Source organism: Streptomyces sp. MMG1533 (assembly GCF_001279775.1).
Classification (GTDB): Bacteria; Actinomycetota; Actinomycetes; order Streptomycetales; family Streptomycetaceae; genus Streptomyces.
Genome location: NZ_LGDG01000003.1, coordinates 12,743 through 25,198, shown reverse-complemented (window position 1 = coordinate 25,198; position 12,456 = coordinate 12,743). Strand labels below are relative to the sequence as shown.

The following is a 12,456-nucleotide window of genomic DNA, read 5'->3' as shown; positions in this document are numbered from 1 at the left end:
GCTCCTGCCTGCACTGATCACGTCGCTCGTATGCTCGACGGATGACGACTTCCGCGACCTCCGGAACCGGCCCCACCGAGAACTCCATGCGTCGCGCCCTCAAACGCGCCCGGGACGGCGTCGCCCTCGACGCCGCCGAGGCCGCAGTGCTGCTCCAGGCCCGCGGTGAGGCCCTGGAGGACCTCACCGCGTCCGCCGCCCGGGTGCGGGACGCGGGCCTGGAGACGGCGGGCCGCCCCGGTGTCATCACGTACTCGAAGAGCGTCTTCATCCCTCTCACCCGGCTGTGCCGGGACAAGTGCCACTACTGCACCTTCGTCACCGTCCCCGGCAAGCTGCGCCGCGCCGGGCACGGGATGTTCATGTCCCCGGACGAGGTCCTCGACATCGCCCGCAAGGGCGCGGCCCTCGGCTGCAAGGAAGCCCTGATCACCCTCGGCGACAAGCCCGAGGAGCGCTGGCCCGAGGCGCGCGAGTGGCTCGACGCGCACGGCTACGACGACACCATCGCGTACGTCCGCGCCGTCTCCATCCGCATCCTGGAGGAGACGGGCCTGCTCCCGCACCTGAACCCGGGCGTGCTGACCTGGACGGACTTCCAGCGCCTCAAGCCGGTCGCCCCGTCCATGGGCATGATGCTGGAGACGACCGCGACCCGGCTCTGGTCCGAGCCCGGCGGCCCGCACCACGGCTCCCCCGACAAGGAGCCGGCGGTGCGGCTGCGGGTCCTGGAGGACGCGGGCCGCTCGTCGGTCCCCTTCACGTCCGGCATCCTCATCGGGATCGGCGAGACGTACGAGGAGCGCGCCGAGTCCCTGTTCGCACTGCGGCGCGTGTCCCGGTCGTACCACGGCATACAGGAACTGATCATCCAGAACTTCCGCGCCAAGCCGGACACCGCGATGCGCGGCATGCCGGACGCGGAACTGGACGCGCTGGTGGCGACGGTGGCGGTGGCCCGGCACATCATGGGCCCGGCGGCCTGTCTCCAGGCCCCGCCGAACCTCGTGGACTCCGAGTACGAGCGCCTGATCCGCGCCGGTATCGACGACTGGGGCGGGGTGTCCCCGCTGACGATCGACCACGTCAACCCGGAGCGCCCGTGGCCGCAGATCGAGGAGCTGGCCGAAAGGTCGGCCGCCGTCGGGTTCGAACTGCGGGAACGACTCTGCGTGTACCCCGAGTTCGTCCAGCGCGGCGAACCGTGGCTGGACCCGCGGCTGCGTCCGCACGTACGGGCGCTGGCGGACCCGGAGACGGGCCTGGCACGACCGGACGCCGTCGTCGAGGGCCACCCGTGGCAGGAGCCGGAGGAGGTCTTCGCCGCTTTTGGCCGTACGGATCTCCATGTGTCGATCGACACCGAGGGCCGCACGTCCGACCGCCGCGACGACTTCGACGAGGTGTACGGCGACTGGGGCGCCCTGCGCGAGGCGGCCGCCCCCGGCATGGTGCCGGAGCGCATCGACACGGACGTACGACAGGCGCTGGCGACGGCGGCCGACGACCCGACCCGGCTCACCGATGAGGAGGCCCTCGCCCTGCTGCACGCGGACGGCCCGGCGCTGGACGCCCTGTGCCGCATCGCGGACGACGTCCGCAGGTCGACGGTCGGCGACGACGTCACGTACATCGTCACGCGGAACATCAACTTCACCAACGTCTGCTACACCGGCTGCCGCTTCTGCGCCTTCGCCCAGCGCCGCACGGACGCCGACGCGTACACGCTGTCCCTGGACCAGGTCGCCGACCGCGCCCAACAGGCCTGGGACGTGGGCGCGGTGGAGGTCTGCATGCAGGGCGGCATCCACCCCGACCTGCCCGGGACCGCGTACTTCGACATCGCGCGCGCGGTGAAGTCCCGCGTCCCCGGGATGCACGTGCACGCCTTCTCCCCGATGGAGGTCGTCAACGGCGCGACCAGGACGGGCCTTTCGATCCGCGAGTGGCTGACGGCCGCGAAGGAGGCGGGCCTCGACTCCATCCCCGGCACGGCCGCCGAGATCCTCGACGACGAGGTCCGCTGGATCCTCACCAAGGGCAAGCTGCCGACGGCGACCTGGATCGAGGTGGTCGCCACGGCGCACGAGCTGGGCATCCGGTCGAGCTCGACGATGATGTACGGCCACGTGGACCAGCCGAGGCACTGGCTGGGGCACTTGAGGACGCTGGCCGGCATCCAGCAACGCACCGGCGGCTTCACGGAGTTCGTCACCCTCCCGTTCATCCACACCAACGCGCCGGTGTACCTGGCGGGCATCGCCCGCCCGGGCCCGTCGATGCGGGACAACAGGGCGGTGACGGCGATGGCACGTCTCCTGCTCCACCCGCACATCCCCAACATCCAGACCAGCTGGGTGAAGCTGGGCGCCGAGGGCGCGGCCGAGATGCTCCGCTCCGGGGCGAACGACCTCGGCGGCACCCTCATGGAGGAGACCATCTCCCGCATGGCGGGCTCCTCCTACGGCTCGTACAAGTCCGTCAAGGACCTGATCGAGGTGGCGGAGGCGGCCGGACGCCCGGCCAGGCCGCGGACCACGCTGTACGGCGAGGTGTCCGAGGAACGGCAGCGGGCGGCGGCGGTGTCGGACGGACATCTTCCGGAATTGTTGCCGGTGTTGGACTGACCCGCGCCCCGACCAGACGGTAGAAAGGGCCGGTTGGTGCCTTTATCCGACGGCGAGGGGGACGATGGGTGAGCGATTCGACGGTGGGCGGGCTGCGGGACGACGATCTGCCGGTGGTGTTCCGCTCCTCGGACACCGCGTCGCTGACCGGCCAGCGGCGCTACATCGGGGGTACGAAGTGGCGGCTGGTGCTGGCGGTGGCCGCCGCGGCGTGCGGGGTGCTGAACCACCGGGCGGCGTTCCTCGCCCTGGTCGCGGTCTTCGTCGCGACGATACTGGTGGAGGTCTGGCTGCTGGCGGAGCGGCCGGAGGAGGCCTGGTACGACGGCCGGGCGCTGGCCGAGTCGACGAAGACGCTCGCCTGGCGGTATGCGGTGGGCGGCGCCCCGTTCCCGGCCGGGCTGGCGCAGGGCGAGGCCCAACTCCGCTTCCTGGAGCGCTTGCGGGAGTTGATCAGGGAGGCCCCCGCCACGAGCCTCGCCCCGATGGGGTCGGCCGCGGTCACGGACGCCATGAACGACCTGCGCGGCCGGGACTTCGCCGCCCGGAAGCAGGCGTACATCCGGTATCGCGTCGAGGACCAGCTGCAGTGGTACACGAACAAGGCGAAGGCCAACGTCGTGCGGGCGCGGCGCTGGCGGCTGCTGCTCATCGGGGTGGAGGGGCTCGGTCTGACGGCGGCGGTGCTACGGCTCACCGGTGTGCTGGACTTCGACCTCGCCGGCGTCCTCGCGGCCGTGCTGGGCGCCGGCTCGGCGTGGTTCGCGGTCCGGCAGTACGAGACGCTGGGCCGCGCCTACACCTTCGCCGCCACCGAGCTGAGCGTCGTCCACGACCGGCTGAACCAGGCCGACGACGCCTCCTGGACCCAGGAGGTCGCGGACGCGGAGGAGGCGATCAGCAGGGAGCACACGATGTGGCGGGCGTCGCGGGGGGCGGGGTGAGGCGGGAGGCCGCCGGGAGCCGGGGCCGGTGGGCTCGCAGTACGATGATCGGGCCCCGATGCGCGGGGTCCCGTAGCTGAGGAGATGCGTGCCCGTGCCTGCCCGACGGCTTCCCTCGTGGGTCTGGGTGACCGGCCTGACGGCGGGCGCGGTGGCGGCGGTCTCCGTCCTGTCCGTACAGGCGGACAAGGGGCCGCAGCCGACCGCCACGGCCGCCAGACCCAGTGCGTCGCCGGCCGCGCAGCCCACGCCCACGAAGTCCGCGGCGCCGGCCGTGGTGCCGGACGGCTCCGGCACCGGGCGGCGCATCGTCTACTCCCTCGGGCAGAAGCGGGTCTGGCTGGTCGACGCGAGCGACGCGTCCCGCCGTACGTTCGCGGTCTGGCCGGGGACGGTCGATCCCGCCGAGGGCACCTACACGGTCGGGACCCGCACGGACGCGACGACCGGCTCGGACGGCGTGCAGATCGAGCACATCGTCTACTTCGCCACCGCGTCCGGCGTCAACGTCGCCTTCTCCAGCGCCGTGGACGGCTCCTCGCCGCCCCCGCCGGCCGAGGGCGTCCGGACGGGCGGCATCCGCATGAAGACGGCCGACGGGGACGCGCTGTGGACGTTCGGGGAGGCGGGGACGACGGTCGTGGTGGTCAGCTAGCGGACCGTGCGCCCGCTTCTTTGGACGGCAGATTGACCACCAGCAGCACGATCCCGCTGAACACGAACGCCCGGGTCGCCGCGTCCAGCCCGTTCCAGTCCCCGGACTGCCACATCGCGAACCACTCACCGCCGATCGCGATGAACCCGGCACCGAACAGCAGCATGACCATGAGCAGACCGTAGGTCGCGATCCGCCGGGCGCCGGCGTGGTCCCGCCGCGCCCACAGCCACGTCCCGTAGAGGAGGACGAGCGCGGCGACCGTCTCCCACACGATGATCGCGACGTACGCCGCGTCCTGAAGTCCCTTGCTGGTAATGGCTCTCCACATCAGGTCGTCGTCCTTGAACGTCGTATCCATGGCGAGCACGTGCTGCACGAACTGCTGATTCGTCCCGAAGTCGGTGATGTTCCCGAAGGCGACGAGCGCCATGTAGAGGGCGACGGTGGCGGTGAGGAGGGTGGCGGTGAGGGACAGGGCGCTGCGTGAGGTTGTTGTGGCCATGGCGGCCATCTTCCCCGCCCGACGTGGTGCCCCGGTACGGATTGAGCCAGACCGGTTCCGGACGGCATTTCGCGGGCAGGGACGCCCAACGAGGCTTGTTCCAAGAGGACTTGAGCAGGCAGCCGACGGGCGGGCTGCGCGGTGAACGAGTCCGGATGCCCGAGCCTCTGTCAGACTTCGGCAGGACCGGCTACGGGGGTGGTGCGGATGAGGCCGACGCGGCCTTCGATGCAGGAGCTGATCCGGCTGCGCCGGCGCGCCGGGTTTGTGGGTCGGGGTGACGAGCGGGCCGCGTTCAGGAGGAACCTCGACCTCGGGCCGGAGGACGAGCGGCATCGGTTCCTGTTCCACGTGCACGGCAACGCCGGGGTCGGGAAGACCTTCCTGGTACGGGAGTTGGAACACCTCGCGCGTGAACGCGGCGCGCTTACGGCGTACGTCGACGAGGCCGCCGGGAGTGTGCCGGAGGCCATGGCTGTGGTCGGTCACCACTTCGCCGAGCAGGGACGGCGGTTCAAGGAGCTGGACCGCATGCTCACCGCGCACCGGGAGCGACGGCACGAGGCGGAGGCGGCGGCGGTCGCCTCACTCGAACCGGAGCCGGAAGGGCCGTCGACGGGGAGCATGGCGATGGCGCGGGCCGGGTTGGTGGGGCTGGGAATGGTGCCGGGGGTCGGAGCCTTCGCCGGTGCGCTCGACCCCGCCCAGCTCGCCCAGCGGGCAGACCGGTTGCGGGCCGGCGTCAGCGCACGCCTGCGCAGCCAGGAGGACGTACAGCTGGTGCTGTCCCCGGAGCGCGTCCTCACGCCGGTTCTGCTCACCGAGCTGACTGATGCCGCGTCCGCCGTGCCATGGGTCGTCCTGTTCTTCGACACGTACGAGCGGACGGGGCCGCTTCTCGACGGGTGGCTGCACGACATCATGACGACGGATCGGTACGGCACCCTGCCCGCCAACGTCGTTGTGGTCACCGCCGGCCAGCGCCCCTTCGACACAGCCCGCTGGGGTGCCTTCGCGGACTTCATGACGGACGTACCGCTGGGGCCGTTCACGGAGGAGGAGGCGAGGGGCCTCCTCGCCGGCAAAGGGGTCGTGGCCGGGCCGGTCGTCGACGAAGTACTGAGGCTCACCGGCGGCTTGCCCGTGCTCGTCTCGACCCTGGCCGAGCAGCGCCCGGCCGACCCGGAGGACATCGGCGACCCCAGCGCCACGGCCGTGGACCGCTTCCTGAAGTGGGAGCAGGATCCGATGCGCAGGGCCGCCGCATTGGCCTGCGCGCTGCCCCGGATGCTGGACGCGGACGTGTTCCGGGCCGCGGTCGAGTGTCCGGAAGGCGAGTTCGACGGGTTGTACGAGTGGCTGAAGAGAATGCCGTTCGTCAGCGAACGCGGGAACCGGATGCAGTACCACGACCTCGTCCGGGCGCCGATGCTGCGGTTGCAGCGCGGCCAGTCCCCCAGGGGGTGGGCGGAGCAGCACGGACGGATCACGGAGACCTTCGCGAGGTGGCGGCAGGAGGCCGAAACGGGCCTGGAACCAGGAGAGTTCTGGAAGGAGGAGGACTGGCGGGAACTGAGGCTGGCGGAGTCGTACCACTCGCTGTGCGCGATGCCCCGTGCCGCTCTGCCCATGGTCCTGACGGACGTCGTCACCGCGTGCGACCACGGGGAGGACGTCCTGCGGCGGTGGGTGCGACTGCTCGCCGAGGCGGGAGAGGACGCGGATGCGGAGACCGTACGGACATGGGGGAGCGAACTGTCGGAGGTGCTTGCCCAGGGCGGGGTGGCCGAAGCGCTCCGGCTGCTGCTGAGCCGCGCCCGCGGTGACGAGCCGTGGCGGGCGACCGCATGGGCGGCGAGGGGCGACGCGCTCGCGCGGGGCGGCGACCGCGAGCGGGCGCTGGAGCAGTACGACCGGGCCCTCGCGCTCGATCCCCACCTCGTGCGGGCCTACCGGGGCAAGGTCCTGAGCCGGAGCGCGCTCGGCGACTACCGGGGCGCCCTAGGCGACCTTCGCCGGGTTCTCGAGCTGGAGCCCGACAACCCGTATAACGTCTTCCTGCGCGGCGAGCACCAGCGGATCCTGGGTCGCTACGGCGAGGCTATCCAGGACCTGGACCGAGGGATCGGGCTCGACCCGAACCAGGAATTCGCCTGGGCCTCCCGGGGCGCCGCGCGCCTGAGCCGTGGTGAGCTCGACGAGGCCCTCGCCGATCTGAACCGCGCGCTCGAACTCAAGCCGGACTATGCGTGGGCGCTCGCCCGCCGGGCCCGCCTGTGGCGCGCCCGCGGGGACCGTGCCCGGCAACTGGCCGATCTCGACCGGGCGCTCGGCCTGCAACCCGACTGGGCCTGGGGCCGCTGTGAGCGCGGCGACGCGCTCCGCACGGCCGGCCGTGACGAGGACGCTCTCACCGATTACGACCGGGCCCTGGCCCTGGACCCCGTCTACGCGTCGGCGTACGCGAGTCGCGGTGCCTCCCGGTCCAACCTCGGCCGCTACGAGGAGGCGCTCGCCGACCTCGACCGTGCTCTGGAGCTCAACTCCTCGTACGTGTGGGCGCTGGAACGGCGGGCGGCCGTGTACCGACGGCTGGGCGCCGACGACCGGGCGGAGGCCGACGCCGCCCGCGCGGCCCGCCTGTCCGCCCCCTGGCCCGGTGAGCACGACAACGCCGCCAACTAGGGCCTGTCCGGCTGCGGCGGCCGGTTGCGACGGAGATGTCCCAGGCATGGACCGCCAGGTCGAGCGCGCCGAACGCGTCGGTGGAACCGGTCAGCGCCGCTTCCAGCAGCTCGGCGGGGGTGCCGTCGAGGGTGCCGGAGGGAGCGGAACGGGTCGTACGACGGCCCGGGCCACAGCGGTCGGCGTCGGCGTCGTGACCATGTCCGACCACATTGGACCACTCATGTCACACCCGGCATACCGATTCGCCCCCTGAACCCGTCGTCTCCGTTCGATTACAGTGCTGTGCTGTCGTACGTCTGGACGGTGTGCCGTGGGAGGTCTTGGTGGGTGCGACAGCCGGGGCCGTCTGGGGGCGTGCCGAGCAGCAGGATTTTCGGGGGCGGGTGCGGGGGACCCTGCTCGGGGTGGCCGTCGGGGACGCGCTGGGCGCGCCCGTGGACGGCCTCGGGCTGGACGAGATCCGGGAGACGTACGGGGCGGAGGGGCTGGTCGATCTCGGGTTCGGGTACGGGCGGCGCGGTGCGGTCAGTCACCTCACGCAGCTCACGTTGTTCACCGTGGACGGGCTGATACGCGCCCAGGTGCGCCGCGACACCGGCGCCTGGCATCCGCCCACCGACGTGCACCGGGCGTATCTGCGCTGGTTCGCCACCCAGCGCGACTGGGGGCCCGACGAGCGGCGTAAGGACGACGGGTGGCTCGCTCGGGAGGAGTGGCTGTACGCCCGGCGGGATCCCACCCGGTCCCTGCTCCTCGGGCTCGGCGACGACATCATGGGGACGCTCGACGCGCCCAAGAACGCCGGTGAGGCCGGTCCGGAGGCCGCAGCGCGGTCCGCGCCGTTCGGGCTGCTGGTGGGGTGGGAGCCGCAGCTCGTCGTACAGCTTGCCGTGGAGTGCGCGGCGCAGACTCACGGGCACCCCACCGCCTGTCTGGCGGCCGGCGCGTACGCCGTGATCGTGCACTCGCTGGCCCGCAGCGAGAGTCTCGACGGTGCCGTACAGCGGGCGCTCGCGCTGCTTGCCGCCAGAGCCGGCCACCAGCCCGTGTCCGACGGGTTGCAGCACGCGCTGGGCGCCGTACGGCAGGGGATGCCCACTCCGGCGAGGGTGGAGGAGCTCCTCGGGGACGGTACGGCGGAGGGGCTGCTGTCCGCCGCCGTGTACTGCGCGCTCGTGGGGGAGGACGTACGGCACGGTCTGTGCCTCTCGGTCAACCATGACGGGCCCTCCGCCGCCGCGGGCGCGCTCACCGGCGGTCTCCTCGGCGCCCTGCACGGCGAGACGGCCCTCCCGCCGGCCTGGCTGGCCGAGCTGGAGGGCCGTCCCACGTTGCTGGAACTGGCGGACGACTTCGCGATGGAGATGACCCAGGGGCCCGCACTGCACGGGCCCGCGGGAGCCTCGCCGGGGTGGCTGACCAGATATCCGAGGGCCTGAGGCCGGCCGATACTCCAGGCAGTCCGTTTCCAGCCAGCCGTTCACCGGTCAGTCGTTCACCGGTCAGTCGTTCACGGGTCAGTCGGTCACCGGTCAGTCCTTCGTCGGTCAGTCCTTCGTCGGTCAGTCCTTCGTCGGTCAGTCCTTCACCGGCGCCCGCACCGCGTCCTCCACCCCACCGGCCGGTGTCGGAATCGCCGCCGCGGCAGCTCCGTCCCCGTCCGTGTTGATCGTCTCGATGATCGCGAGGCGTTCCGGGGTGTCCTCCGGCTTGAGGAAGCCGATGAGGATGTAGAGGACCAGGGAGACGGCGAGCGGGATCGACACCTGGTACTGGAGCGGGACGCCGCCGTCGACGTTCCAGTCGATCGGGTAGTTGACCAGCCAGAAGGCGAACAGGCCCATGGACCAGCTGGTGAGCGCGGCCGTGGGGCCGGAGCGGCGGAACGGGCGGAGCAGGCCGAGCATCATCGGGATGGCCATCGGGCCCATCAGACCGGCGACCCACTTGATGACGACCGTGATGATGTCCTTGAAGGCGGGGGAGTTGACCTGCGTGGCCGCCGCCATCGACAGGCCGAGGAAGACGACGGTGGCGATACGGGCCGCGATCAGCCCCGTCCGCTGGGTCCAGGCCCGGGCCCGCGCCGAGATGACCGGCGCGCAGTCGCGGGTGAAGACGGCGGCGATCGCGTTGGCGTCGGAGGAGCACATGGCCATGGTGTGCGAGAAGAAGCCGACGATGACCAGGCCCAACAGACCGTGCGGCAGGAGCTGTTCGGTCATCAGGCCGTAGGAGTCGGAGCCGTCCGGCTTCTGCGACTCCACCAGCAGCGGCGACATCCACATGGGGTAGAACAGGACCAGGGGCCACACCAGCCAGAGGATCGCCGACAGCCTCGCCGAGCGCTCGGCCTCGCGGGGACCGGCCGTGGCCATGTAGCGCTGGGCCTGGTTGAGCATGCCGCCGTTGTACTCGAAGAGCTTGATGAAGAGGAAGGCCAGCAGGAACACCGCGCCGTAGTCGGCGACCAGCGGCTCCTCGTGGCCCTGAAGTGCCGGCTGGTCCCACGCGTCGAGGAACCCGATGCCCCGGTCGCCGAGTTCCAGCACCACGGCGACGAACATCGCGACACCGGCGAGGAGTTGGATGACGAACTGGCCCAGCTCGGTCAGCGCGTCCGCCCACAGGCCGCCGATCGTGCAGTAGATCGCCGTGATGGTGCCGGTGATGAGGATGCCCTGGTTCAGGGAGATGCCGGTGAAGACGGACAGCAGGGTCGCGATCGCGGCCCACTTCGCGCCGACGTCCACGATCTTCAGCAGCATGCCGGACCAGGCCAGCGCCTGCTGGGTCTTGAGGTCGTAACGGTTCTTCAGGTACTCCAGCGGGGAGGCCACATGGAGTCGTGAACGCAACCGGTTGATCCGCGGGGCGAACAGCTTCGAGCCGATGGCGATGCCGAGTGCGATCGGGAAGGACCAGGTCACGAAGGACGTCACGCCGTAGGTGTAGGCGATGCCCGCGTACCCGGTGAACATCACCGCGCTGTAGCCCGACATGTGGTGGGAGATGCCGGACAGCCACCACGGCATCCTGCCGCCGGCCGTGAAGAAGTCGCTCACGTTGTCCACCCGCTTGTGCGACCAGACGCCGATTGCGACCATCACGCCGAAGTAGCCGATGAGCACGGCCCAGTCGAGACTGTTCATGTGCCCCCTTCCAGGGTCCGTGGCCAGGGTCAGGCATGTGAACTCTGGGTTCGGTGGCATGCCCGCGGCAAGCAAGCGGAAGGTCAAGAGCACGTAAAATTGTTCTGAGAGGTGTTCTGGGTTTACGTATATGAACCCCAGGTTGGCTGAAAAGGATCAGGTCAGCGCATCAGCTCCCCCGCGTTGACCAGCAGCGACTGCCCAGTGATCGCCCGCGCCCGGTCCGAGGCCAGGAACACCGCCGCGTCCGCCACGTCCGCGTCCGAGGCGAGGTCGGGCAGCGCCATCCGGCCGCTCAGCCGCTCCAGCACCTCGGCCTCCGGCACGCCCTCCGTCTGCGCGGTGAACTGTACGTACGCCCGCACCGGCGGGCCCCACATCCAGCCCGGCAGCACCGTGTTGACACGGATGCGGTACGGCCCGAGCTCCCGCGCCAGCGAGTACATCGCGCTGGTCAGCGCCCCCTTGGACGCCGCGTACGCCGCCTGCCGTACCTGCGACGGAGCCGCCACCGCCGACTGCGTACCGATGAACACCACCGAACCCCCGCACGCCTTCAGGGCCGGCAGGCATGCCCGCGTCATCCGCAGAGCCCCCAGCAGGTTCACGTCGATGACGGACTGCCAGGTGGCGAAGTCGGCGTCTTCCAGCCCGCCGAAGTGACTGTCCCAGGCCGCCACCTGGACGACCGCGTCGATCCGCCCGAACCGCTCCAGCCCCAGCCGGGCCAGCGCCCCGCACTGTGCCTCGTCCGTGATGTCCGTCGCCCGGTACGCCGTGTGCGCCCCGTCCGGATCGATCTCGGCCGCGCTCTTGGCGAGGTTGGTCTCCGTCCGCGCGCCCAGCACCGCGTTCCCGCCGTCCCGTACGACGGCCGCCGCGACCTGATGGCCGAGCCCGGCCCCGACCCCCGACACGACGACGGTCTTGCCCGAGAGCAGTGACATCGATGGCCTCCCCGACTCTGGCGGTTTATCTGACGGAGCGTCAGAGTATGGGCGACCGCAGGAGGACGGAAGGGAAGGGCCCATGTCCGAAGACACCCACAGCGAGACGTACGCCGACCTGGCCGCCGTAGGACCGTACGGAGTCCGCCTCGGCCACGCGCTGATCACCATGGTCGAACCGCACCCGGGCCACGAGTACGCCTACAACCGCTGGTACGAGGACGACCACTACTACGCCGGCGCGATGGCCATGCCCTGGATGTACGCCGGCCGCCGCTGGGTGGCGACCCGCGACCTCCAACTCCTGCGCCGCCCCGAAAAGTCGGCGATCGCCGAGCCGGTCACCGCCGGCTGCTACCTCTCGACGTACTGGATCACCGACGGCCGCTACGACGACCACATGCGCTGGACCGTCGCCATCAACAAGCGCCTGAACCGCGACGGCCGCGTCTACCGGGACCGTACGCACGTCTTCACCGCGTTCCAGGACCACGAGGCGACCGTCTACCGGGACGGAGCGGCGGGGCCGAGGGACTTCCACGCCCTCGACCATCCCTACGCCGGCCTCGTCCTCCAGGTCGTCGACGCCGAGTCGGCCGAGCAGCGTGCGGAGTTGCTGGAGTGGCTGGTCTCCCGCCACCTCCCGAAGCGGGTGGCGCCCAAGGGAAACGGCACGGCCCCGTCGGCGCTGGTTACCGTCTTCCGGCCGACCCCGCTGCCCGGCGACCGCATGTCGTACGTCAAGCAGGTCGAGGGTGTCGACACCCGCCTGACCCTGCTGTGGTTCCTGGAGACGGATCCCAGGGAGTGCTGGGAGCCCTGCTTCGGCGGGCTGGAGGAGGCGGTGGGGGAGTCGGGGCTGGGGCGGGTGGAGCTGCTGGCGCCGTTCATCCCGACGATCCCCGGCACGGACACGTACGTGGACCGATTGCGCTGAC

At 71.1% G+C, this 12,456-nt stretch carries 9 protein-coding genes; 6 read left to right on the top strand and 3 right to left on the bottom strand.

Translation table 11 applies throughout. The features are described 5' to 3' along the window. The first annotated feature begins 41 nt into the window (after positions 1-41). The 3 genes from ADK57_RS01825 (at position 42) to ADK57_RS01815 (ending at position 4,226) form a co-directional block, all read left to right on the top strand. Entirely contained in the window at positions 42-2,627 is a 2,586-nt protein-coding gene (locus ADK57_RS01825; RefSeq protein WP_053747529.1) for a bifunctional FO biosynthesis protein CofGH, read from the top strand. Positions 2,628-2,695: 68 nt separating this feature from the next. Continuing rightward, the gene (locus ADK57_RS01820) at positions 2,696-3,571 is read left to right on the top strand and encodes a DUF4231 domain-containing protein (protein WP_053747528.1); all 876 of its coding nucleotides are present in this window, start codon (positions 2,696-2,698) and stop codon (positions 3,569-3,571) included. Between the two features lie 88 nt (positions 3,572-3,659). Continuing rightward, positions 3,660-4,226 carry a L,D-transpeptidase gene (locus tag ADK57_RS01815; RefSeq protein WP_053747527.1) on the top strand — a complete coding sequence of 189 codons (567 nt, stop codon included), beginning with the start codon at positions 3,660-3,662 and terminating at the stop codon, positions 4,224-4,226. Here the strand turns inward: ADK57_RS01815 and ADK57_RS01810 are convergent. Beyond that, positions 4,219-4,731, bottom strand: coding sequence for a DUF2165 domain-containing protein (locus tag ADK57_RS01810; protein ID WP_107091456.1), 513 nt, complete (start codon positions 4,729-4,731; stop codon positions 4,219-4,221). The two genes, ADK57_RS01815 and ADK57_RS01810, sit on opposite strands and share 8 nt — an antisense overlap. A 228-nt stretch (positions 4,732-4,959) precedes the next feature. Between ADK57_RS01810 and ADK57_RS01805 the strand changes: the two genes are divergently transcribed. Next, positions 4,960-7,416, top strand: a complete 2,457-nt coding sequence (locus ADK57_RS01805; RefSeq protein WP_234389912.1) for a tetratricopeptide repeat protein — start codon at positions 4,960-4,962, stop codon at positions 7,414-7,416. 326 nt (positions 7,417-7,742) lie between these two features. Continuing rightward, positions 7,743-8,858 carry an ADP-ribosylglycohydrolase family protein gene (locus ADK57_RS01795; RefSeq protein ID WP_053747638.1) on the top strand — a complete coding sequence of 372 codons (1,116 nt, stop codon included), beginning with the start codon at positions 7,743-7,745 and terminating at the stop codon, positions 8,856-8,858. 138 nt (positions 8,859-8,996) lie between these two features. On the opposite strand, the gene ADK57_RS01790 is transcribed toward ADK57_RS01795, so the two are convergent. Continuing rightward, positions 8,997-10,571 carry a sodium:solute symporter family protein gene (locus ADK57_RS01790; RefSeq protein ID WP_053747524.1) on the bottom strand — a complete coding sequence of 525 codons (1,575 nt, stop codon included), beginning with the start codon at positions 10,569-10,571 and terminating at the stop codon, positions 8,997-8,999. A gap of 161 nt (positions 10,572-10,732) precedes the next feature. Then, a complete protein-coding gene (locus tag ADK57_RS01785; protein ID WP_053747523.1) occupies positions 10,733-11,518 on the bottom strand; it encodes an SDR family oxidoreductase in 786 nt (261 codons plus the stop codon). Positions 11,519-11,600: 82 nt separating this feature from the next. On the opposite strand from ADK57_RS01785, the gene ADK57_RS01780 reads away from it, so the two are divergent. Continuing rightward, positions 11,601-12,455: a hypothetical protein gene (locus ADK57_RS01780; protein WP_053747522.1), complete on the top strand. Its 855-nt coding sequence runs from the start codon at positions 11,601-11,603 to the stop codon at positions 12,453-12,455. Position 12,456: the final 1 nt, after the last annotated feature.